Source organism: Haloarcula amylolytica JCM 13557, assembly GCF_000336615.1.
Classification (GTDB): Archaea; Halobacteriota; Halobacteria; order Halobacteriales; family Haloarculaceae; genus Haloarcula; species Haloarcula amylolytica.
In genome coordinates this window covers 1-22,835 of the sequence record NZ_AOLW01000070.1, presented here as the reverse complement: position 1 = coordinate 22,835, position 22,835 = coordinate 1, and the positions used below count along the sequence as shown (strand labels likewise).

Annotated in this window: 23 protein-coding genes and 6 pseudogenes; 17 read left to right on the top strand and 12 right to left on the bottom strand. The window is 53.0% G+C overall.

Annotated elements, in window-relative coordinates; translation table 11 throughout:
* The 3 genes and pseudogenes from C442_RS20345 to C442_RS23180 form a co-directional block, all read left to right on the top strand.
* The coding region (locus tag C442_RS20345) for a DEAD/DEAH box helicase (protein ID WP_008313847.1) at positions 1 to 1,387 on the top strand (1,387 nt) is incomplete at its 5' end.
* Between the two features lie 221 nt (positions 1,388 to 1,608).
* Positions 1,609 to 1,914: a hypothetical protein gene (locus C442_RS20340; RefSeq protein ID WP_008313845.1), complete on the top strand. Its 306-nt coding sequence runs from the start codon at positions 1,609 to 1,611 to the stop codon at positions 1,912 to 1,914.
* 979 nt (positions 1,915 to 2,893) lie between these two features.
* Positions 2,894 to 3,138, top strand: a pseudogene (locus tag C442_RS23180) (restriction endonuclease); the annotation flags it as partial.
* 133 nt (positions 3,139 to 3,271) lie between these two features.
* On the opposite strand, the gene C442_RS20330 reads toward C442_RS23180, so the two are convergent.
* Positions 3,272 to 3,721: a radical SAM domain-containing protein gene (locus tag C442_RS20330; RefSeq protein ID WP_080504361.1), complete on the bottom strand. Its 450-nt coding sequence runs from the start codon at positions 3,719 to 3,721 to the stop codon at positions 3,272 to 3,274.
* Positions 3,722 to 4,156: 435 nt separating this feature from the next.
* Here C442_RS20330 and C442_RS21745 point away from each other — a divergent pair, with 435 nt between their 5' ends.
* Positions 4,157 to 4,792 (top strand): cupredoxin domain-containing protein, encoded by a 636-nt coding sequence (locus tag C442_RS21745; RefSeq protein WP_152418523.1) that lies wholly within the window; start codon positions 4,157 to 4,159, stop codon positions 4,790 to 4,792.
* Positions 4,793 to 5,054: 262 nt separating this feature from the next.
* Here the strand turns inward: C442_RS21745 and C442_RS21740 are convergent, their stop codons facing one another.
* Positions 5,055 to 6,914, bottom strand: a complete 1,860-nt coding sequence (locus tag C442_RS21740; protein ID WP_152418522.1) for a hypothetical protein — start codon at positions 6,912 to 6,914, stop codon at positions 5,055 to 5,057.
* A gap of 567 nt (positions 6,915 to 7,481) precedes the next feature.
* On the opposite strand from C442_RS21740, the gene C442_RS21735 reads away from it, so the two are divergent.
* A complete protein-coding gene (locus tag C442_RS21735) occupies positions 7,482 to 7,931 on the top strand; it encodes a hypothetical protein (protein ID WP_152418521.1) in 450 nt (149 codons plus the stop codon).
* A 151-nt stretch (positions 7,932 to 8,082) separates the two neighbouring features.
* Here C442_RS21735 and C442_RS20325 read toward each other — a convergent pair whose 3' ends face one another.
* Together C442_RS20325 and C442_RS22775 are read right to left on the bottom strand one after the other, a co-directional pair.
* On the bottom strand, positions 8,083 to 8,334 hold the full coding sequence (locus C442_RS20325) for a hypothetical protein (protein ID WP_049943147.1): 252 nt from the start codon (positions 8,332 to 8,334) through the stop codon (positions 8,083 to 8,085).
* A pseudogene (locus tag C442_RS22775) lies at positions 8,331 to 8,600 on the bottom strand (hypothetical protein); the annotation flags it as partial. The pseudogene C442_RS22775 and the gene C442_RS20325, both read right to left, overlap by 4 nt.
* Before the next feature lie 91 nt (positions 8,601 to 8,691).
* Here C442_RS22775 and C442_RS20320 point away from each other — a divergent pair.
* Complete coding sequence (locus C442_RS20320; RefSeq protein ID WP_008313839.1) at positions 8,692 to 9,069, top strand: hypothetical protein; 378 nt, start codon at positions 8,692 to 8,694, stop codon at positions 9,067 to 9,069.
* A 330-nt stretch (positions 9,070 to 9,399) separates the two neighbouring features.
* On the opposite strand, the pseudogene C442_RS22770 reads toward C442_RS20320, so the two are convergent.
* Together C442_RS22770 and C442_RS21725 are read right to left on the bottom strand one after the other, a co-directional pair.
* Positions 9,400 to 9,663: pseudogene (locus C442_RS22770) on the bottom strand (hypothetical protein).
* A pseudogene (locus C442_RS21725) lies at positions 9,660 to 9,893 on the bottom strand (hypothetical protein); the annotation flags it as partial. The pseudogenes C442_RS21725 and C442_RS22770, both read right to left, overlap by 4 nt.
* A 54-nt stretch (positions 9,894 to 9,947) precedes the next feature.
* Between C442_RS21725 and C442_RS20310 the strand changes: the two are divergent.
* Together C442_RS20310 and C442_RS20305 are read left to right on the top strand one after the other, a co-directional pair.
* Positions 9,948 to 10,877 carry a hypothetical protein gene (locus tag C442_RS20310; protein ID WP_152418519.1) on the top strand — a complete coding sequence of 310 codons (930 nt, stop codon included), beginning with the start codon at positions 9,948 to 9,950 and terminating at the stop codon, positions 10,875 to 10,877.
* A gap of 190 nt (positions 10,878 to 11,067) precedes the next feature.
* A complete protein-coding gene (locus tag C442_RS20305; protein ID WP_161606648.1) occupies positions 11,068 to 11,511 on the top strand; it encodes a PH domain-containing protein in 444 nt (147 codons plus the stop codon).
* 87 nt (positions 11,512 to 11,598) lie between these two features.
* On the opposite strand, the gene C442_RS20300 is transcribed toward C442_RS20305, so the two are convergent.
* Both C442_RS20300 and C442_RS20295 read right to left on the bottom strand, forming a co-directional pair.
* On the bottom strand, positions 11,599 to 11,781 hold the full coding sequence (locus C442_RS20300) for a hypothetical protein (RefSeq protein WP_008313831.1): 183 nt from the start codon (positions 11,779 to 11,781) through the stop codon (positions 11,599 to 11,601).
* A complete protein-coding gene (locus tag C442_RS20295) occupies positions 11,778 to 12,074 on the bottom strand; it encodes a hypothetical protein (RefSeq protein WP_008313830.1) in 297 nt (98 codons plus the stop codon). Before C442_RS20295 ends, C442_RS20300 begins: the two co-directional genes overlap by 4 nt.
* 149 nt (positions 12,075 to 12,223) lie before the next feature.
* Here C442_RS20295 and C442_RS21720 point away from each other — a divergent pair, with 149 nt between their 5' ends.
* The 5 genes from C442_RS21720 to C442_RS20275 all read left to right on the top strand — a co-directional run bounded on the left by C442_RS21720 (position 12,224) and on the right by C442_RS20275 (position 15,562).
* Positions 12,224 to 12,463 (top strand): hypothetical protein, encoded by a 240-nt coding sequence (locus tag C442_RS21720; RefSeq protein WP_152418518.1) that lies wholly within the window; start codon positions 12,224 to 12,226, stop codon positions 12,461 to 12,463.
* A gap of 625 nt (positions 12,464 to 13,088) precedes the next feature.
* Positions 13,089 to 13,403, top strand: coding sequence for a PadR family transcriptional regulator (locus tag C442_RS20290; protein WP_008313828.1), 315 nt, complete (start codon positions 13,089 to 13,091; stop codon positions 13,401 to 13,403).
* A gap of 502 nt (positions 13,404 to 13,905) precedes the next feature.
* Positions 13,906 to 14,211 (top strand): hypothetical protein, encoded by a 306-nt coding sequence (locus tag C442_RS20285; RefSeq protein WP_008313826.1) that lies wholly within the window; start codon positions 13,906 to 13,908, stop codon positions 14,209 to 14,211.
* A complete protein-coding gene (locus tag C442_RS20280; RefSeq protein WP_008313825.1) occupies positions 14,211 to 14,420 on the top strand; it encodes a hypothetical protein in 210 nt (69 codons plus the stop codon). The genes C442_RS20285 and C442_RS20280 overlap by 1 nt, the downstream gene beginning before the upstream one ends.
* A gap of 272 nt (positions 14,421 to 14,692) precedes the next feature.
* On the top strand, positions 14,693 to 15,562 hold the full coding sequence (locus C442_RS20275; protein ID WP_008313823.1) for a hypothetical protein: 870 nt from the start codon (positions 14,693 to 14,695) through the stop codon (positions 15,560 to 15,562).
* Between the two features lie 324 nt (positions 15,563 to 15,886).
* Here C442_RS20275 and C442_RS20270 read toward each other — a convergent pair whose 3' ends face one another.
* Positions 15,887 to 16,132: a hypothetical protein gene (locus C442_RS20270; RefSeq protein ID WP_008313821.1), complete on the bottom strand. Its 246-nt coding sequence runs from the start codon at positions 16,130 to 16,132 to the stop codon at positions 15,887 to 15,889.
* Between the two features lie 92 nt (positions 16,133 to 16,224).
* On the opposite strand from C442_RS20270, the pseudogene C442_RS23020 reads away from it, so the two are divergent.
* The 3 genes and pseudogenes from C442_RS23020 to C442_RS20260 all read left to right on the top strand — a co-directional run.
* Positions 16,225 to 16,482 (top strand): annotated as a pseudogene (locus C442_RS23020) (hypothetical protein); the annotation flags it as partial.
* Between the two features lie 167 nt (positions 16,483 to 16,649).
* Positions 16,650 to 17,564 carry a hypothetical protein gene (locus C442_RS20265; protein WP_008313819.1) on the top strand — a complete coding sequence of 305 codons (915 nt, stop codon included), beginning with the start codon at positions 16,650 to 16,652 and terminating at the stop codon, positions 17,562 to 17,564.
* Between the two features lie 20 nt (positions 17,565 to 17,584).
* On the top strand, positions 17,585 to 18,283 hold the full coding sequence (locus tag C442_RS20260) for a hypothetical protein (protein WP_008313817.1): 699 nt from the start codon (positions 17,585 to 17,587) through the stop codon (positions 18,281 to 18,283).
* Between the two features lie 287 nt (positions 18,284 to 18,570).
* Here the strand turns inward: C442_RS20260 and C442_RS20255 are convergent, their stop codons facing one another.
* A complete protein-coding gene (locus C442_RS20255) occupies positions 18,571 to 19,677 on the bottom strand; it encodes a hypothetical protein (RefSeq protein WP_008313815.1) in 1,107 nt (368 codons plus the stop codon).
* A gap of 370 nt (positions 19,678 to 20,047) precedes the next feature.
* On the opposite strand from C442_RS20255, the gene C442_RS20250 reads away from it, so the two are divergent.
* A complete protein-coding gene (locus C442_RS20250) occupies positions 20,048 to 20,836 on the top strand; it encodes a hypothetical protein (RefSeq protein ID WP_049943146.1) in 789 nt (262 codons plus the stop codon).
* Positions 20,837 to 20,931: 95 nt separating this feature from the next.
* Here C442_RS20250 and C442_RS21285 read toward each other — a convergent pair.
* Positions 20,932 to 21,199 (bottom strand): annotated as a pseudogene (locus C442_RS21285) (IS6 family transposase); the annotation flags it as partial.
* A 97-nt stretch (positions 21,200 to 21,296) separates the two neighbouring features.
* The gene (locus tag C442_RS20245) at positions 21,297 to 21,968 is read right to left on the bottom strand and encodes a hypothetical protein (RefSeq protein ID WP_008313810.1); all 672 of its coding nucleotides are present in this window, start codon (positions 21,966 to 21,968) and stop codon (positions 21,297 to 21,299) included.
* Between the last annotated feature and the right edge of the window lie 867 nt (positions 21,969 to 22,835).

The window sequence follows — 22,835 nt, the reverse complement described above, 5'->3', positions numbered from 1 at the left end:
GGCGATGAAGGCAGCCCGGATGCACGCAAAACATCCAGAGTGGGATATTGCGGTCACGTTTATGACCAAGAGTCTCTATCCCCAGATCCAGAGTCTTATTTCTCGCTTCTACTGGCATTTCGCAGAGGAAGAGCCAAACTGGAACAAATTGCGACTGCTCCACGGCTGGGGTGGCCACACAGTGCTTGATGGGATGTACTATGTTCTTTCACAGAACACGCAAACACACGAATTCCTCAACGTCGGCGACGCTCGTGCTCGGTTTGGCCGATTCGAAAAAACACCGGACTTGCTTGATTCCTGCTGTGGCTCTCTTATCGAATCGGGAGAAGTCCCCACGATGTTCGATGCGGTCTTGATTGACGAGGCACAGGATTTCCTCCCAAATTTCTTCAAAATGTGTCGCGAAGCACTTCGCGAGCCCAAACGACTTGTCTGGGCGTATGATGAGGCCCAGAGCCTGAACTCACTCACGGCACCTCGATCCGAGAATATCTTCGGGACCAACGATGATGGCGAGTTGCTTGTTGATCTGAGCGGGTCATATGAGGGTGGTATCCAGAAGTCCCAGATAATGCGGAAAGCGTACCGCTCACCGCGAGAGGTTCTTATGGCAGCCCACTACTTCGGAATGGGACTGAAACGAGAGCAGGGTGCCGTGCAAGCGATCACAACAAAGCCCGGCTGGGAAAATCTCGGATACGAGGTCGTTGATGGTGACTTCCGCCGCACAGGCGAAGATATCCGAATTCGTCGCCCTGAAGAGAATTCGCCACATCCGCTGAGCGAACACGAAGAGGCTCGTCCATTCGTCCGCTTCTCCGCTGCTGAGACGAAACGCGAGGAAATAGAACTGATTGCTGAGAGTATCTCACAGGATATTACGGCTCACGGGCTTGACCCAGAGCAGATCATGGTCATTCTTTTGGATCGAGAAACACAGGAGAATGCGGATGAGCCGACGGATCGTCTCGATGAAGCCACGGCTGATGATATCGTCTTCAACCGAGTGTGGGACGGTGAATCGAGCGTGTTCGCGGTCGACGATGAAGTAACCGTTACTCGGATCAACCGTGCGAAAGGGAACGAAGCAGCAATGGTCTATATTTCTGGGCTAGAGCACGTTGACAATGTCTCTAGTGGGCAATCACTAGTCAGGCGACGCAATCAGGCCTTTGTCGCGATGACTCGGACTCGTGGGTGGTGTCACGTTACTGGGACTGGTTCGTGCGACGCGTTCGATGAGATGCGATCAGTGCTTGATGGGGTCACGGCAGATGAGCCTGAAATGGTTTTCCCCGCTCCTGATCCACAGTCACTTGAAAACGAAATGGAAGCAGAACCCGAACCAACGACACTCACTGATTTCCTCCCAGAGGAGGAGTAGTCCGTGTTGGTCATCTCGGGTGGGTTCAATTGACCGATGGGGAAACCGAGACTGTAGGAGCGGCGGCTGAGGAGTGGCGAGGTAGATCTGCTATCATCTATATGGGTTCTTTTCAATGTCCCAGCGTCGCTCAGACATATCTGCTCGCGGGTTAGGATAGCTGCGATACGTTCGAGATCATCTGGTAGAGCCACTTGCGGACCTCCGGTGATTCAGGGCAAGTGGAAATCGATGATTTGTACATAGCTGAAGATGCTGACGAGCAACACTACGCAATCGTTGGCGAGGGTAAAAGAGAGGGTGAGAAATTTTCCCGTAATCAGATCTTCAGAAATGTGCAGGCCGTCCGAGGGAAAGAGGAATATCCTGCAGCGGTGAAAGCGCTCGGTATCAAAGCAAACGACAACGAGACGTTCTCGATAGTGGAATTTGCAGTTCCGCATAATCCAGATGAGACTGTGGAGATTGAGCGGGTCTGGGAATACTCATTGCCGGATTCAGACCACGAAAGACTCGATAACTTCTAATTGAACGGTGAGCTGAAAGAGTTCTTCGACCCTTTTAATTCGAATAGGAGGTTTTGACCTCTCTATCTCATCTTCGTCATGACTGGACCTTCGCTCCTGATGGCGTCGGCTGCAGTGTCAATCCAGCCAGCGTTAACTCCCGCAACACCTCGGGCGGCACACTCTCAGCATCACGCAACACAGCATCGAGCGTTCACACATTGTACTAACTGGCGTTCGGCGCGAGCATATCTACGGACTCAGTCCCCACTCCGTCACGAATCGCCCTTGTAGTTCGATGAACGCACTACCGCTCCACTACAGTATATCGCATACTTCCGGGTGGCATTTTCATCCTTGCTACAGCTGGATAGCTCGGCCTCCCTTAGCCTGTATCGACTCCAGATTAATTGCCGTCCAGCTAGATACATATCTAGCTTTACAAATAATGCTGAAAGATTATTTATTTCCGTGCTGCATGAATACTGTGTCTCGTTCAACAGACCTACTTGGCATTACGGTGGCGGTTATCCTCATAATTGGGTTTACTCCAGCAACGGCGACTGCACAGCCGTCGGCATATAGCTCAGACAGCTGTGACGAAAGTGAGATACCAGGACCGACCGAAGCATGTCCCGAGACTACTGATTTCAGCGATAGTGGCGTTACTGCTGACGGCCAGGTAGTTGTGTCAACCGATACCTCGGAACTTTCTGAGGAATGTCTGGCTGCACAGCGTCGGTCCGCCGACCGAATTCAGGGTGGGCCGGGTGGTGCAAGTTGGCTCCTCATTATTTCTCAAGGGCTGGCGTGGTACGACATCTCCTCAAGCTGTCCCTGAATCAGTACGGACTCTGCTTCATCCAGTATTTTCATCTAGTCTAACAATTACTGTGCTTATCGCACCCTATGGCGTACTAACTGACGGTGCCGAGTGGCTTGACCTTGGTTCACTGGACAATTGCGGCCGAACCTCGAATCGGGTTATCCGTAAGCATTGTTCGCTGGCTTCCGTGAGATGGCGACGAAGACAAACTCGCTGGTAGATCGCCTTCGGACGCTGACGTTGCCAACCGTCGACGACGTTCGCGATGGACTGGCGAGTTACATGGAGACAGTCGGGCGAGCTGACGAGTTGGAGGCAAGATTGAGCGGACTGACGACTTGATTGATGAGATCGTCTACGAGCTGTATGGGTTGACCGACGAGGAAATCGAGATTATCGAAGACGCGGTTGGGGAGTGAACGGTCCGCTGGATTGTAGCTAACCAACACAGAGCCATAACTGCCCCAGTTGTTGGTTAGCCGTGCTGCATATCGAGACAAACCAGTTCTCAGAGGGTGGGCTATGGCGCGTATCCCGACGACATGCTGGTCGTTAGATGAGATGCTCTATGGACTCGTGGTCCCGGGCTAACTCGGACTGTTCGGGCGAGGCGTCCTTACTGCGCTCGGAGAACGACTCCGGAGAGACGGCCTCTTGCATTGCTGTGAGTTTCGACCGGAGCTGACCGCTTGTCGAGCGGACCAGCTCATTATCAGGCCAGGAATGGACTTCGAGCCCGTCGAAGCCCGCTGCGACCTGCTGGACTGTGTTCAACTGTTCGAGGGCGTACTCGACCCAGCACTGATGACTGTCTTGCATTTGCTGGAGTTCTTCAACGACATCGTCGTAGCCGGCTTCCTTGGCGGCAGTGAGACATTGCTGGGAGTTCTGGCCCCTCGGGTTGATCGGCTCGTGGAAGACAACGACTTCACCGAGCGCTCTGAAGTAGCTGAGTAGCTCGTGAAAGTCGTCTTCGCCCATCGTGGGGTATGTGGGCGACATCGAGACGAACACCGACACACCGGCTTGCTGGATTTTATCTAACGCCTACCAGCGAGTCACTGGTGGTGGAGTGATCTAATCCGTTGTATAAGAGAGGTTGGCTCGCCCTCTTTGAAGGGGGTGCTCTTCGACCTTGGCCCAGTCATTCTCTCCTAAGTATTCGACGTACTTGGAATCTAATTATTGATCCATCTCACCCAGTGCTCCTCCCTTGTGTACTTAAATCTGAGAGGGGTATGTTTAAGCCGTGGTCCTCAAAAATTCAATGACGTAAAATGGGTCACACCCCACTGAAATCCCCTCAACGTCTAGTGTCACCAATTTTAATTGAATTGTTGGGGTAATTAAATGACTTTCTGTCATATAGTAAAGTAAAATACATTATATGAACGTAAAGACAAAAATTATAAGATAGTATGTGGAATTATAGCCAGGATGGATCGCCGTTCTCTCATCAAACGACTGGGGTGTAGTATTACAGTTGCCGCCGTTGCAGGTTGCAGTTCAGATAGCGGTCCTGAAGATCCCGCAACTAGTACAACGCAGTCTAAGCCCAACACGGAGTCGTCTACCACACGAGAACCAACTGCCACACAGACTGACTCAGACCCGGCGACCGAAGCGCAAACCGCTGCCACTCAAACACCAACTCCGATTCCGACTGCAGAAGGAGAATATGTTGGTAAGAACTCATACCCATGGAAGCAGTTGAATGACAGACAAAAAAAGACCCTTCCAGAGATTCCGACCTATGGAGGTGGGTTCCTTGATGCTCGCGGTGAGGGGACTGTTGAAATCGTCAATGGCACTGGCTACGGTTACATGTCAAAGCCTGCTGTATGGGTTGATGCCGGACAAACCGTGAAGTGGGTTTGGCCCGAGGGTGAACGACACGACCTACACGACGAGAATGGAGGCCGGCTCAGCGATGCTCCAAGTGGGATTGGTGATGATACCAGCTATACCTACACGTTCACAGAAGAAGAAAAACTGTTCTATAGCTGTCACACACACACAGAGGGGTGGGTTGGCAGTTACGGTGTTGTCGTTGCTGGGGAACCTGATGAGTGAAAATTATCACGCTGGTTAGCAGGTGTAAAATGTTGAAAAGCGGTGCGAAGCCATTCTTCAGAATCAGAGGGAAAAGACGTAACAGGGACATCGACCGTGGATCGAGGGAAAGTGATGTGGTTTTGAGACGAAACCCATAGTGTTGAAGTCAATGACCGTTTGGTATCAAGCCTAAAGGCCGACGAGAGGGCTCTGAATCGAAATCTTAGGGGGTATAGCACGGAAGTAATTGTTACGGATGAATTGAGATATCTAAATAATTTCACTCATTAATTTCTTCACTTGCAATGAGAATCTCTTCCTCACGCTCGGGGGGATACGTTCCCGGTGCAAGTATCACTTCTGTACGGACATCAGTACCAGGGCTAAGCGGTTCAGAATTGGCAGATTCAACGTTTAGTTGCACACTATGGTTATCTGTGTTATATCGAGCAATGCCACCATAGTCCGTTGATTCATCGATTGTCACGTCTACGACATCACCATTACAGAGTTTCCAAGGTGTGAAGTCTGACCCATGAACTGTTGGTACTATAAAGTTCGACATCCCATCTGGAATAACTGGTTTATAACCTTTTAATGGTTGATAGCCTATTTCATTCGGGTACGTCGGTTCGATATAGAGATAGCCATCAATAATAGGATGGTCGCGCTGTCCAGTCTCGCGGATATCATCCTCTGTAAGACCGAGACGATACGCTGGGACACCTATGGCAACGTGTCCAATATTAGGTCGGTCTGTGAACTCTAAAACGTCGGGAATGCTGAACAACGTTGGATTGTACCCGAATTCTGGTTGCGATAGAATCGAGAACATAAGTACTGACTTGGTTGCACAGTCACCGTGACCACTCCGAATTGTATCGTATGGTTTGGGAACGGGGCCACTTTGAGACGTATATTCCATATTCTGGATATAGTCCGAAACGACGCGGATGTCTTCCAGCGGGTTTTGCGTATTTACAATTTCATCACAGACGTGACGAAGTTCTTTGCTTACCTTTCGAACGCTTGGAGAATTTCGAATTTCAGGAGTTCGGAGAATACTATTTAGTCGTTCATATCGGCTATCATCAATTATTTCTACGGGGCGTGCTTTGCGGCTTTGCTCCTGTTCTTCGTAGGTTAGCGTAAAATCAATTGTCCACGGAACCTGCATTGGACTATTAATCCAAGAATCTGCCCCGTCTCCATTCATACTAGGTTTTCGTCGGTCACCGACAGTTGGACGGGAATTAATTCCTCCGTCATCCCATCTTTCAGATTCTCGCTCATCCATTTCCTCATACCGATTACTCCATTTCGGATACGCTGTGTATCGTGTTGCAGTGATTTTTGTGCCAGATTCTTCGTTCTGCCGTCTATCTCGTAGTTTACTTCGGTTTTCTTCCGTCGCCCACTTCTTCGGAATCGCTGGTTTCACGCCATCAGGATTGTCGATTTGAGGATACAGATATTCACCAGTGGGCGTTCGAAGCATCATAGGTGTTCGACCAATTATATGCCCGCCATCAACACTTCCAGGACCATCAGCTGTAAACTGGAACGTGAATGGCTTTCCCGTTGGAGGTTGTTCAATATCGAACGTGACGATACGATGAGGTTGTCCGTATGACTTATGTCGTTGTGGGATATCTAGTGTCTGAAACTCATCCGGGTTAATATCACGTATATTTGGGACTTCTAATGTATCTTGATGCTCCCCCGGTTGGTCGCTACCATATACTGGCCGAAACTTGTCGCTCACCCATCGTTTAGCTGTCTCTGAGTAAGTCCGTGGACCGAGAGTTGCACTGATAACAGGTTCGTAGTACCATGTATCAGGCTCCGTTTGGAGATGAAGATTGTATTCGACGGAATCAGTTGGAGGAATCAAATGAGTGAGTGCCAGTTTTAGTGTGTTATCCCTCACATCGAAAATTCGAATCGGCGAGATATAGTAAGATGGTACTTCTTCTGAAGAGGATTTAATCGTTTGGTCTTCCGTCTCTGTGGCCGTCTCCGTAGCTGTCTCATGTATCTCTCTATCCGATTCATCTGAACTATTACTGAGGGACTCGCATCCAGAAAGGCCACAAGCTATCCCAACTGTTAGTCCAGATATTAGCTCTCGACGATCCATACGTTAAATTATGGTAAAGTATAGGTTAATGTTTTGATACAGTCTATCTATAACGATCTCACCGAGGTCCAGAATCTCAGGGAGAATTTTCAGAGTTTGTTCGTATTCTGCCATGATTTAGTTTCATATTTCCAGTTTAATATAAGACACTGAGGTACACTAAATATGTTATTAATTTAGCTTGTGTATGCTTCTAAGGTATAGTGCCCAATATCGCAGTCGAATTCTACAACGCCACCAACACTACCACCGGTACGGATCCCAGGAATTCGTATTTAATTAACAATGAAATCACAGGTCACTCGAAATAGCAATTCGAGATGGCCCTACACAACCTCATCAAGGACGTTAGCCGGTATGAAGTCACCCCCATCGAGCCAATTGTCTAATGGCTCGCTTCCCACTGTGAACAATGGAATCTACATACTACATCCGGATTTTATTTTTCCTCATTTATTGACTTGTATATACTATGTTATTATCTCCATGTGTATAACAGTGAATATCTTATTATAAATATGATTAATATCGGAATAATTTAGTTAGAGTAGTCGAAGCAAGATCCATATGCGGAAACTTGTTGAACAAGCTGAAGGGGAGTCGGTGACGGTTGACAAACTTGATGGAAGTAAAAAGTACTTCCCGGATGCGTCAGCGATATTCCAGAGCGATATGGGTGTTGAGGGGGAAGTGCCACATCATATTGTCCTTTTGACTAACAGCGGCGCATTGACCCGATTAGTTCAGGGCGAAGTACTGGAGGGTGGCGGGATGCTATCTCGGACTTCCACGTCATTAGTCCTCACTAATAGAGCGTTGTATCTCATTTCAGCCGCTGGCGAATTTTTCACCTTCCCATATGACAATATTCAGGCATTATATGCCTCAGATTGGGATTCTTCAGGTACAGTTGCTATCCAGGTGGATGGCACGATATACGAATTTGAACTAGCGCGTAGTGGTGATCCAGAAGCTGTGACATCTGCACTAGGCTATCTCCGGCAACAAATCTCCTAATCTCTGCCTCCATCTTTAGCCGGTCAAGAACTCCAGATTTTTCTTCCCTTTGTGTGGCTGCTACTATCTGTGAATGTATCGTTATCCTCTTTCTCTACCCTGAAGGGCGAAATTTGCTGGTGTACCATTTGTTAGCTAGCGCTCAGCTATCTTACACCGTCGCCGCGACGTGCTGAGACTCTGCCTGCGACGGCGTCGGCTGCAACGTCAACCCAGCGAGCGCCAGCTCCCGCAGCACCTCCGGTGGGACACCCTCCGAACCACGCAACACAGCATCGAGCGTCCATTCACTGTACTGACTCGCACTCGGCGCAAGCACGTCCACCGACTCGGTCGACACTTCCTTCTGAATCGCCCGCGCAGCACGCCGAACGCGCTTCCGTTCTTCCACAGTGCAGCTCACGCCTCAACACCACGGACAAGATCGCCGACGAGTGACCCACCGACGTGCGGGCCGATGTCCAACCCACGCTCACGTCGAGTACATTTGCACCACTTCGAGAGTGTCTCGAAGGGCGTCTCTGCCAGCACAACCTTCTCTGCTTCACCATCAGCCGTGACAATAGCCACGGCGAATTCGTAGCTATCCCAGTAATGCGCCGCGCCGTCGCCGTCGACGCCCAGGAAGGGCGGTCGGCCTTGGGTAAGTAGTTCACGAGCGGGACGATCAGTACAGTAGAAAGACGGAACACACTATGAAAGTGGTTCTACTGGTTTTAAATTGGAACCCGTAGTGTAGATTCATACGAAGGTAGTTCAGATGGGTCTGCGAACTACAATCGGTGTGGCGTTCATTATACTGTCATATGTGGGTATTTTCGTGGCCCTTCCTCCGCACTGGATGCCGTGGTTAAGCCCAGTGGGGCTGTTTGAAAATGTATTCGTCATACTTGTTGGGGTTCTTGCAATGGTGTTCGGAGCGACACAGGCCACATTTGAGCAGGCTCTGAGTCGCCCGACGAAACGAGAGCGGTTCACTCTCCCGGTGGGAGGAACACTCGCTGTAGTGGTTCCAATTCACCTGTATCTCATTTTTGCTGGAGCCGGCCCGCTTGCCCCGATGTTTCTCGCTATGTACCTCCTTGCGGGTATTGCAGGTATCATCACAGCTTGGTTTGCCAGCAAACGGCCATACTGAATATAAGTAGGCATACTGACCAGCCAATTCACCAGCAATAGATTTGGGATCAGCCGCCCAGAGAACTGTTCTACAACACTCCTAACTAACCAACACTGGGCCACTGTCGCCACCGAGTGTTGGTTAGCGAACTACCACCCCGGAAGTCCAAGATGGTTTACATACCAGTCACCCGTCGCTTACAGACACACACTCGCGCCATCGTGGGGCCTGCCACTAACAGGTCCCGGCGCGGGGTCGCGAGCTGTCAGGAGTAGTCTCGGAAACCATCGCAACCCATGTCAGATACGCACACAAGTCATCAAAAAGATAGAGGTATCGCTGTCTCGCTCAGGCCGTCGCAACGACGTGCTGGTGACCAGCCTGCGAGGGCGTCGGCTGCAGCGTCAGCCCAGCCAGTGCGAGCTCCCGAAGCACTTCGGGCGGGATGCCCTCAGTCTCTCGAAGCACGGCATCGACCGTTCAGGCGTCGTGTTCCGAGCGCACCGGCGGCGTCGTTTCGACCAGTACAGTCGGGACGGTCTCTCGCAGCGCCCGGGTAGCACGCCGGACACGCTGGCGGTTCTCGACTGTGCAGCGAACAGTCTTGCTCATGCGCTCAGCCTCCGGGCGAGATCGCCGACGTGCGGGCCAACGGCCCAGCCGCGTTCGTCCTGCGTGTATTCGCACCAGCCTGCGAGTGTTTCAGATGGCGTCTCGGCAAGTGGGACTTTCTCGACGCGATCTTCGCTGGTGACAACGGCGAACTCATCGCTGTCCAAGTAATGCGCTGCTCCGTCGCCGTCACCACCGAAAAACAGCAGTCGTCCTTGGGTCCGTAGTTCACTGAATCAGATGCTAATCACTCTGTGGCACGGTAAAGAAAACAAGTACTAAATATGAGAAATATCAGAATCAATAATATAATGCTAAACGGACGGGCCTATTTTTTTGCTGTGTTATGCCTCATCTTGATAGGAGCAAGTACTGTGCTCGGTAGCAGCAGCATCGCCACAGGCCAGCAAGTTGAAGCAAATGAAACTGCACTCGTTGAAAAATCGATCAATCCACCACTACGTCCAATTGAATGGGACTCTGGCGATGGCCAATTCCCGTCGTTTGAGCGAGAAACAACAGAGAGATATAACGGCTATCTTGAGAGGAAGAGCGATGACAGGCGGGGTTCAATGAAATACACGTTTGATGAATCGAAGTTCAATAAGGACGTAGACACCTATATTCTCATAGCCCGGGTAGCCTGGCACGCCAACGGAAATGGTGACCAGCAGGGCATACGAACAGTAGAAGCAAAACGTGATATCCCAGGGCAGTCCGCTGACGAATCTTGGGGGACAGTGCGCTTACCGATCAGTCCTGTTGAAGAGCCACTGGTGGAGATAAAAGCAATCTATGGGACAGGATATCTCTCATCAGGGACTGCCGTGATTCGGATACAAGATCTCACAGTTGTGCCTGCGAGTGCCGCCGGAACCCTCTCGGATGAAGAAATCCTTGAAATCACGTCAACTGCTAACTCAGCTGACCAGGAGACACAGACAAGCAAACCAACCAGTTCAAAACCGATGACAACAAGTACGCCCACTGCGACTCGGGTCGCAACGACAGCTGCTACTGAGACCACTGAAAATCAAGAAAGCACTAATACAGCGGACCAGGATACAAACCAACAAGGTGCGCTTGAGGGAAGAGGTTTGCTCTATCCAGAGGATGGGTTACTAACCGGCAGCCTGAGCGCATTCACTCTCTCTGTCATCGGCTTACTCATCTCAGCGGTTGGTGTCCTCTATACCGTGTGGGGGCAAGAGTGATATGCTGGCCTCTCCCTCACTCTGGTGGAGTCTCGGATCAGGTAGTAGCCTCGCTGTTGTTGGGTGGCAGCTTACAACGAAGTCGGATATCGCGCTCACATACTCAGGGTACCTTGCCGCAATCTTGGGTGCTGGAATCGTTCTTGGAGGCGTACTGACAGCCATTTCGGCCACTCCAACTCCAACCCGATTGGATGAAGAGCAGTTGCGCTTCAAAACGCAGCCAACACAGAGAGTTGCTGCCGTCCGATCAGTTATAGGGATGGTGATCGGTATTCTCGGTATTTACGGACTCATCAGAACCACACTTCCAGTTGCGTACCCAGCTGGTGCATTCTTTTTGGGGATCGCGATGTACTCCGTGGGGATTGTCCAGCTATGGCGTAACTCGCTGACAAAGTACTACGTTACTTCTGGCCGGGTAATCGTAGGCTATCAGTTATTAAAAAAGAAGGAGCGAACGATGCCCAGAGACCGGATTCAGGGTATCGAATTGAATAAGTCGCCCATTGAACGACTGATTTCTGTTGGACACGTCAGGCTGGAATCAGCAGGCGATACAGGGACCTCTCGGATCATCGCTCGCAATATCAACGATCCACAGAAATTTGTCCATGCCGTACAAGCGACATGACTGTCTCCTCACAAGACGAATAGGCAGTTTGGACATCCTCAAAGGCGAAGTATTGATCTTAAACGGTAACAATGTAGAGTCCAGCGCTCAAATCCGCCGCATCGTCGTCACAACCTCTCGGCCAGTCACACGCCACTGACAGCCGTTCCAGACGGCCTCGATGCGCTCGAACCCACCATCTGACCGCGGTTCGAACTCGATCTTCCGCTTGGGACCACGGACGGGCTCGTAGACGAAGCCGTTCGCGTCGGCGACCGAAACCTCGCTCATGCTTCCACCGCCCGGACAAGATCACCAACCAGCGACCCACCGATATGCGGACCAATGTTCCAGCCACGCTCCGAGCGCGTATATTCGCACCACTGCCCAAGCGTCTCGAAGGGCGTCGCTGCCAGCTCTATTTTCTCGGCATCGCCACCAACTGAAACAACAGCGACGGCAAACTCATAGCTGTCCCAGTAATGCGCTGCCCCCTCGCCGTCGACACCGAGAAAGAGCGGTCGGCCTTGGGTGAGTAGTTCACGAGCGGTACGTTCTTGTAGATTGGATTGCGTAGTTGCCATTGGTTCTGAGTGGAACCACGCGCCTCGGTGTTCCTACCACCGGGGCGATTTCGTGAGAAATCGACCAGCGGCGCGTGTGCTCCTATTCTATATGTATATCTCAATCACCATAAAAACTTTTGCACGTAGCAGAATATACTATAGATACGATGCCACAGGGTGAAAAGACAGTTTCAGACAGCGAAATCGTACAGTGGATGCGTGAAACACCAGAGCCCGCCTTTACAACCGCAGAAATCGCTGAAAAGTTCGACATGACTGCTGAGGGAATGCGCGGAAGATTAGAAGCCCTTCGAGACGGAAAACGGGTTTATCGGAAGAAGCCAACATCGAGAACAGTCATTTGGTGGACTGACTCAGATCACGACGGCTCGACATTGTTAGCATAGTGTCGGCGTCCTTCATCTGTAATCCAGTAGATGACAACACGAGAAGTTGGCTTTTTTCGCGCGAGCAGTCCCTCTTCCACCAATCTCTCCATCTGGTGGCGTGCGCCCTCTTTTGTCACATCAAGGCTCTCTGCGATTTCCTTCGCAACGAACGCAGGCTCTGGCGACACGACGAACTGATGAAGGATATCTATCGGTTCTATCTCTGGATCAGGCCCGCGAGGCACACGTCACAAAACTGGGGCACCAGTTATCAACCCTGCCATGCTTTTCCTCATGCACGTACCAAAGGTTAAGTACGGCCAGTATAACAATCTGAGATAGGCGACGCCTACTCTCGCACACAGCGTCGCACTGAACCCATGACAGCAGCCCAGCCCACCCACGAAGAGTCGCATCGCTCGCCACCGACCAGCACTTCCGGTCATTCGGAAACCGCCAGACGGCGGTACGTCCGCTCACTTCCGGTCATCTTCCGGTCATCGCCTGAGCGGCCGACGAACACACTACAGCGGGCCAGAGACGAAAATCGGACGTCAAAAATCCACTTCCGGTCACGCGCGTCCCAGACTTTTACCAAGTCACCTCCCAGTCCCGTCCAGACGCATACCACCGGAGGCGACCGATGACGACCTACCATGAACTGACGGGCTTCCAGCGCGACCTCTTGGAAGCCATCGCCGCCGTCGACGGCGATCCGTATGGCCTCGCGCTCAAGGAGTATCTCGACGAGCGCTACGCCGATCCGATCAACCACAGCCGTCTCTACCAGAATCTCGACCAACTCGTCGACAGTGGCCTCGTCAACCGCGACGAGCTCGACGCCCGCACCAACGTGTATACACTGACTGACGCTGGCAGACAGCTCCTCCAGCGCCACGCCGAGACGCTCGCACAACTCTGTGAGCTGCCCCGACCCGTCACTGGAGGTGCACAGTAATGACCCGGCACCCAACGCAGCGCCGCCCCTCAGTAGTCAAAACGGAGGGCACAGTCGGTCGATGTTGTCAGAGGCACGGTATCACTGGGCGGATGGTTACCGACTGGTACCCTATGGTGATAATCAAAGACCTCCTACATAATCGTTGCTGTCAGATCGCCGTTCACAGTTCGATCCATGAGCCAGTCCACCGTCAAACGCGACGGCGGACCGGATCGCGTGCCTCTGACAATATTCCAGTACAAAGTGCCCAACCTTGTGCTGGCAGTCTCAGACTCAGGAGCCACGATAATTGTAATTTACGCTCCATTATAGATTCTGAATACAGCGCACAGCACCCCGAAAACTGGGGCCCGGGGTCGCGGAAGAAGGATGGGGAGATCGGAGAGCGTGTGTGGCGCTTCGATGGCGGGAACCGGAACCCATTCGACCGCCGTGGGGCGGTTTCTGAAAAAACTTGCTTGTTCAGGCCCGCAGCCCAGCCACGAGGAGGTGTGTCGGCATGACTGCCCCCAGCGTCGGCGACGTGGTCGTCCTGACCGAACTCGACAGCGAGCCACAGTTGCTCGTCACCGTCGTCGACGGGGCCGACGACGAGGTCACCGGCATCCTGCTGGCTGACCTGGCCGAGGAGACCATCCAGCGTCTTGAGGCCACGGCTGGCGACCGCCAACGCCGCCGGAAGCTGACGACGGCCATCCGCCGAGCCGAGGACCTCATGACGTTCCGTGTCCCTGTCGGCGAACTCCGCCAGCGCGACCAGCCGACCACACAGGGCCGTGACTCGCTCATGGGAGGGAATCGGTAATGGCCAAAGCCGACACCGATGCTGCCAAGAGCGATACAGCGCCCGCACAGGCAAGCCTGTGGCGACTCCGCTACCACGTCGGCGATCTCGAACATTACACCGAATGGACGGCCGACTTCACTACCATCGAGAACTACTACGACCAGTACCATCACGGGGACCACGCCCACGATGTCGCCATCGAGCGCCGAGCAGTGATCGAAACATGACCCACCATAGCACCCACTCCGGTCCCAGCCACGACTGTACCACTGCCACCAGCGGAGCGCGACCGGTGAACCCAGCGCCACGCTGGTCCGGGCGACGACAGCACATACAGACTGCTCGTCGTCGGCGCGGTGCCACGACACAAATCCACTAGGCGGAGCGGGGTTGCCACGAGCCAACCGCCGCGTCTAGAGAGCGCCAGCTATGTCACCGAGAGCCCGTGCTGTGGTCAGCACTGCTCGGTTCGATTCCGAGCACGGGTCCTGTGGTCACAATGCCACGACAAACAAACCCCAACGACGACACAGCCACCGATCAAGCCCTCGCCGACCACCTCGACATGGACATCGGACAGGCTGAGATGGATACCGACGAACTCCAGACGCTCATCAACGACCTCGACGGCGACGTGTCACCCCTCGTTTCGAGTGTTCTTGAGACGCTGGTCGCGACTATCGATGACCTCCACGAACGCGTCACCGAACTAGAGGCCGACCTCGAACAGACCCACGAGGTTGCCACCACAGCTGTCGGTGACGCCGCCACGAACGACCAGCGCCTCGACGATCTCGAAGCACAACAGGAGACCACCCGCGACGTCGCCAAGAGTGCCATCGCCAAGGCCCAGCAACTCGAAGCCGACGCCGACCAGCAGGAAGACGCCGAGCAGCTGCCCGAGGGCATCGAACCCAGTAGCTCCCCGCTGGATTTCTTCGCGAATTGCCGCCAATCGAAGGTCAAGGCGATGTTCGTCGAGCGCTCGAACCGCCAGAACACCTACCGGGCGATCAGCATCGCCAAGCGCTGGCCGGAGTTTGCCACGACACGAACCGACGGCAGCGGCGTCTTCATGACCAAGAGCGATATACAGACTGCCCTCACCGCCGAACTCGGGAAGGAACCACATCGCCAGACGATCAAGCGCGTCTGGGAGACACTGGTCGACATCGGCGGCGACGACGTCGTCGAAAAAACCCGGCAGGTCGGGCGGGACCAGACACAGACCGAGATCCTCGCGATGGATATGGCAACAGCCGAAGGGTTGCTCGAAAAACGCTACATCGGTCTCGATCTGTTGGAGAACAGCGACCACAAGGCCGCCACAGGTGGCGTCACACCCGTTGTGGTGGAATCATCGCCCTAACCCTGTGACACTCACCGGATAGGACGCGAACCGACACTGAATCGACGCTACTGGACGCGGTGGTACGTGCCCTGCCGCCGTCGACGCCGCTGTTTGCTAGCTGCAGCAACCGGGAGCGACCCCCTGTTGTCAGAAGTGTAGTGAGTAATCGTAACACGAACGAAGCGACCACGGCGATTCCAGTGGTCACAACGGGTGTGACAGATCCATCTTGGTACTGGTCTGGATCGCCTGCCTGTTCGGATATGGCTGATCGGGTTTCTCTGGAACGCCTCTCACCCGGCGGAGGCTCACAAAATATGGGCGAGTTCCCTTGCTGTCAGACTAGGATTGCTCTAGTGGCTCGACCCACTCGGGAGCGCAATCGTGTGTGCCGCCGTAGATCGAGCGCTCGGGATACTGGCCGTCGGCAGCCTCGACAGCGACGATCACGTTGCCGCCGGAACACGAAATTTCTGTAACGGTTCCGACGACTGCATCGAGTGGGCCGTCTCCGTCACTCCAGTCGGCTCGGACGCGACCGCCGCGGTCGAAGTCATACTCCTCGAAGGAAGGTGCTGTCGTACTCATGCTCTCCTCCGGCTCCGAGGGAGACACAAAATGGCTCGGATACCAGCCAGAGTGCTGATACTGCTTGCCGAGAGAAGAAGAACTGATGACCNCGGGTCCGGAAACCCGATGGCTGGACGACCGTCTCGTTTCCCGAGGAAGTCGGTACAATCTCAGCTGCTGGTGGGAAGGTCGACGGCCAGCTGTGCCTGACTCTCACCGCCGAACGGGAGGATGGTCCCCGTCTCGTCGAACCCGGCATTCTCGACGTCGACGAAAATGACGAGCACTTGCTGGAGAATACAGTGCCCCGGACCGAGGGCGGGACGAGTGTCGTCTTGGATCGGCTACTGCCGGATAAGTCACCGTAGTGAATCTGAGTTCTTGATTCATTAGGGAATGTGAAATAACTTCTCGACCTGTCTAAGTACTAATCATAGCGCCAATGTGATATACGGTACACAGCTTGAATACAACCCTGTTGTGTGTTTACTGGGAGTCAGAAAGCTTATTGAGTAGACAGGGTGAATTATAAGTGATGGGTAACTCGTCCGATTTCGGCCCGAGTGCTTACCTCTGCCACCAGATATTGGAGCAGATGGATCGGGCTTCGGGCGGTAACAAAATCATCTACGAGACAGAATTTAACAAGCTCTGCTACCTCGCGTACAAAGAACTGGAGGAGGAGGGATACGCTGACGAGGTTAACCTCCCAATGCGATGGTATCAATTTGGGATGGAACTTTGGGGGCAACCGGAGGCATACGGTGTCATCTATCAAGGAGATAGTCGGGGGACGCAAGTAACTCGACAAGTACTGTCTGATAGTGTATTCGATGTGAGAAATGAGCTTCAGGCTGCGATATATAAGGTTGCCCGTCAACTCGCCGGAGAGTACAAGAACACATACGGGACTGACAAGATCGTTGACGATAGCTATGAGGACTACGCACCCACCGAATTTGTCCGCCGGTATCACGAATTCCGTTCGGTGTTTGATAACCTTGAGGAGGGGCAGTCATCACTCATGAGCTTTGTTAATGATGACAGTCCTGAAGATCATATCTCGACTGTGCGACCCCACATGGAGCGACTCGTTGAGTTGTATCCCCGCTCGAAGTACGACGAAGCGTATACCCTCTTCCGACGATGGGATTCAGTGACTCGTCAGTTGGCGAAGAACGGCGACCTTGATGCAATGGAGGCGCTTGCTAGCGATTTCTGGGAAATGTTTAGCCGCGTTGAACTTCGGATTCATCATAACATCGATGTCCCCTCTGACGATCAAGCGGATTGGATTCTAGAACGCCCTCGTCATAAGGATGCCTTTGAACAGACGCTCAAGGAGTACCGTCAGATCGCACTGGACGGACGCGACGATACCGACCGTCTCGACCGTATTTCCGCGAGCTATAGTGAAGCCGTCCGGAGTATTGCAAACGAGTCTGATTAGCCCGATATACTTTTTTACATATGCCTGATATTTCCGTTCTAGATACGGGGGTGCTGCTTGGTGCTACGATAGAAAAAGACACACATCACAAAGAGTGCATCAACTATCTACTCACGAAAAAGACCTGTTACGTTACTCCAACAGTCGAACGGGAGTTTGATACTAAGGACGAGGACATCCGGGAAACACTTTCAGATGAAATATCTCAACATCGGCAAGATGTTAGTGTGGAGGTAGAAAATCAGACACTATCCCCATCTGCGATTGATTGGATCCGAACCAACCTCCTCAGTCAAGAACTCAATTCGTATCGATTCCTTGACCAGTACTACGAAAACCTCCGCGATGAAGCTCGATTCTCGGCTATCGATCGTCTTCAGGTAATATCTGATCTTGAGGAGATGGAATTCGAAGTGTGGGAAGATGAAACAGAGGAGTATGGTGGTCTTGAGTCACTGGTGGAGTACTGGGATCGTCCAATTCCAACATATCCTGGCGTCAAGCAAGAACTTCTTATCTGCGAAGGAGATGACCCCATAGTATGCCTCGAGGCACATCATATTGCGACCGAAAAGCAATCGCAAACGGAACTCGCTACAACCAACCCTCGCCACTTCATTCGACAAGTCGGGGATGAACCAGAGACACGTGAAAAGAATATCCTTCGAGTGACTAATCTTGATGCTGTCGTCGACCGGTCTTGGGACGGGAATACGTGATCGAAAATAACTCTGGGTAAGTCACCCTCCGAAATCCGAGAGTAATTATTGGACACTGTAGGTTGATTGGTGTATTTCTGTGGGACACTCTCAAAGATACTCGGAAAACAGGACTGTCTTTGGATATCGGACACTACGTGTCTTCCGACTCTGACCTGAAAACCGGACGCCTTCTTTCGGCCGGTCAGCTATATGGGACGTTTATCAAGCCGTAACGAGGGTAGTGTGCGGTTCTATAGTACGTTGTGTGTTTACAACAACTGTCAATTACTTGGCTGACTCGACAGCTACCGCTCCCACGGGAAGAAGCCATTCCGCTCGCGATAGGCACTGATCTGGTCCTGAAACTCTTGTTCCTGGAAGTCTGGCTCGTCGCCGTGGATGTCCTCCGGTGAGACGCCGTCGGGAAGATGCTCATAGCCTGTGACGTCCTCCGTGTCATCTTCCTGTTCGGGCTCGTGTCGGTGCTGCCCACACTCCCTGCAGGTCCAGATCAGCCGGTCAAGATGTGGGTGACACTCGAAGCCATCGAGTCCGTGCGATTCGTGTCCCGTCACGGCGCCACACTGCCGACAGTGGAACCCGATACCGATTATCTCCGGTTCGGCTCTTGCCTGATGGCGCTGCACNTCGTGTCCCGTCACGGCGCCACACTGCCGACAGTGGAACCCGATACCGATTATCTCCGGTTCGGCTCTTGCCTGATGGCGCTGCACGACACCGGGAACAAGCCAGTACGTCCCATCGTCCTCTCGGAACTCATCCGTGAGCTGCTGGAACTCCGAGCGGTCGGTGACCGGCGACCCGTCCTCGAGATAGATCCGTGGCTGGACGTCGTCCCCATCCCCGTCCCAGTTGGTCTGTTCGTCGGCTATCTCCAAGAGCGCCTGTCCGGGTTTCTCGTCGATCGTGGTTTCGGTTGGCAGGTCGGGCCAGCCTTGCGTGAGAGTGGCGGCTGGCTCAGTTCCGAAGGCTGCTCGACACTTCACGGTCCCGTGAGAGACGTCTTCGCCGCTCGCGATGCTGTCGGAAACGGAGAAGGCCGCAGCGCCGAGGGCTCGTGCATGGAAGTCAGTGTTCGCTTCAACGAGCGCCAGAACAACCCGCCCGAACGTCCACTCTCCAAGTGGGCTGCTATCCTGATCGTCGAACGAAGTCTCGGAGACGCCGGTTTGAGCACAGAACGGACACTGGCGTTCATCCTGTGGAATGTCCTGTCCGCAGGTTCTACAGGTGCGAGCATCATCCTCTGTACGGTCGGGATACTTGGTGGATTCGAGGACTCGTTCCCGTCCGTTCCCTCTCGTTTCAGGGTCGGAACTCGCTGCGCCGAGGATATCAGCGGGATCGTACTCAGGATTTCGGTCAGTCACACGCTTGGTTGCGTTCGTCATCGTATTTAAACTCCAGCCCCGAGGGAAGCACAAACCNGCGGGATCGTACTCAGGATTTCGGTCAGTCACACGCTTGGTTGCGTTCGTCATCGTATTTAAACTCCAGCCCCGAGGGAAGCACAAACCGACAGAGACCAAGACAGGACGAGTTGGCTACTCGCCGCCCGTGTTGTCCACCACTGCGTGGCGTCATCACGCTGATCGGCGGCAATATTTATACAGACAACACGGAAGAGGTTCTGAGCATGACCTGCTCGGTTACCTCGTTGATTATCCTGATGAGGACATCTTCTGTGACGAGAGTGAAGTCAGTGATGACTGGTGAAAGCATCCACAAAAACGTTGACTTTGAGTAGAATAATCGGTTTTCATGGGTTCGGAGTCGACTGATCTGACAGTCCATCTGCATGGTGAATCTCATTTTCGGTCATATGAGGCTGTACAACGCTCTCTTGAGAAACTGACCGCCTCCGTCGACATTGACGCGTTCTACCACGAGCTCCCATCAGAAGTACCAGGAATGAAGAGATATATACAGACGGCTCTTCGAAATCCACTCTATGTAGTCGGTGTGTTCGTCACGCAAATGATCTATGGCCCACGTGTTGCACTAACCTGCGGCCACCAACAAGGTGCAGAAAACCAGGTCATCAAAGAATTCGCTGCGGCGGCTGACACGCCAGTAACCCGAATCGATACACACCCCTCTTACCTCGTTCCAGAACTCTCGTTAATTTGGACCGTAGTTTCGTGGATAGTATTCGGGGGATTTCTTTGGTTACAGCCGATTGCTGTTGGACTTGCACTCGTGTTAATTCTGCTACTCGGTACCGGTCTAACCTATCTTGCCCGTAAGGAATCGGATTATGAACGGCCGCTTGCGGTCCTTTTGGGCTGGGGTGGAATTTTATTATTACTCCCACTGAACTTTATTCCTCTCACATTCGCGTTCGCCGGGTTCGTGGCTCACGGGCTCGTTGTTCGTGCTACACTCGGGCGGCGGGACATTGAGATGGTGAACCGTACAATACAAGATGCGACGGCACACGACTACACCCAGATTTGGGTGTCTGTTGGGTACAAACATCTGGATGGGATGTCCGACGCCTTCGAATCCCATGGCGTCGAAGTGATCTGTCACAGCGAAACGAATAACTGATACGGTTATACTTGGTATTCTCTTTGACATAGCGTCGAAATTCCAATCTCAAGTTAGGACGAACGACACCCCCACAATTCGTTCGCGAGTTCTTATCGGGATGCTGTTTCGTCAAGCGAAATCTGATTCGGTGATTACCGGAGTCTGGCTGTACATCGGCTTTCTGAACCCAATTGTGGACGGTTTTCTGACTGCGTTGGACACCCAGATCCTCAAGTAATTCGACCGTATTCGACAATGAAAGCCGCACAACGCGGGATTGAATACCCAGCGACATTACTGACTCGGGAGTCCGTTCACGTTCCACAAATAATCCAAATCAATCCACTCTCTACAACCGTTAAGGCGAGCGATTTCTGGCAGAGATCATAATAAGACCGTCCGCCTCACTTGTCACGCTTAACTAAACACGACGCTGGGGGTACCACAAACCGACAGAGACCAAGGCAGGACGAGTTGGCTACTCGCTGTCCGTGCTGTCCGTCACTTCTGCGATGAACGTGTCCGTGGCCCTGTCCAGATCGTACTGGTTGATGAGTTCGAGGGCAGCCAGCGCTGCGCCTGTGTCTACGAGGTCTGCGGCGAGCAACCGTTTGAGACGAAGGGTGCCTTTGTCGGCACGGTCGGAATCTGAACCTCGCATCTGGGAAAATTCCATCAAGAGTCGTCGCCACGCAGTCGCCGAGCCGGTCACCGTGAGATTCCAGTCCGGGGCTTCATATCTAGAGGACGACTGCCGGCGGTAGTGGCCTTCAACTCTGTCGAGCAAGTCGTCGATGATCGTGCCCTTCTCAACGGTCCGTCCGTGTATGGCGTAGTCTGGGTCGACGAGATTGCGCCACTCGTCGNTGTCGAGCAAGTCGTCGATGATCGTGCCCTTCTCAACGGTCCGTCCGTGTATGGCGTAGTCTGGGTCGACGAGATTGCGCCACTCGTCGTAGGAGTCGATATCGTACTCGACAGCTAGCTCGACCTCGACTGTTTCGAGACAATCGGCCTTCCCGGGTTCATTCACTCGCCGAAGTCGATCTGCGGTCCCCTCGGCGTGGACTGTGAGGTCTGGGAACTGCGCTTCGCTGGATGCTGATTGCTGTTCTCCGGTCTGATCGCTGTTGGTGGTCTTCGATGCCATGGGTACTGTCGGGACGCTCTCACTGGACCGCCCCGCACCCGACTGGGNTTGGTGGTCTTCGATGCCATGGGTACTGTCGGGACGCTCTCACTGGACCGCCCCGCACCCGACTGGGGGTGCAAAAACTCACAGTCTGGGCGACTAATCGCTGAAGAATTGGCACACATCACTGTCTCCGGAGAAAACCACCAGACAGCGATGGTATTTTCACTCGAAATACGGTGTGTTAAGTCTGGGACTAAAGCCGGTCTCAAGAGGGTGTCGTAGGGACTCTCCTGAGGTTAGTTTGTCCTCGTTGCTTTCCCTAACTGTCTTTTATTTCATACAAATACAGAAGATATTAAAACGCTAAACAGGTAGTTGTCAATTATGGATAGCAACCTCACACCCGACGAGTGGGATCGAATTAGAGCGTTCGCGCGGGCTGCAGATTGCCGCCAACGGCCCGAGATACTGCTCCCTGAGGAAGCCCTTAAAAGCGACTAAGATACAATCACGTTCTGGTCCGCACCTGATGACTGGCTCCTACAATGNCCCGAGATACTGCTCCCTGAGGAAGCCCTTAAAAGCGACTAAGATACAATCACGTTCTGGTCCGCACCTGATGACTGGCTCCTACAATGTTCTAAGCAATTCAGCAGAGCAGAATACAACCAGCTGTACTGTCGGTATTCTATGCACTCAGAGCGAGATCAACTCACACTTCAAGTCGCTCTATCGGTTCGACCTCGAAGGTCAGCAGATGTGATCGAAGACGGGCGTAGGCCCCGTCGCCGTCAGTGGTGACGCAGTACCGGTTCAGTCGGGCCTCGCGAGGATTCCCATCGTTCTCGTCCCACGCTTCCAGCGTGAACTCGTGGGCCTCTA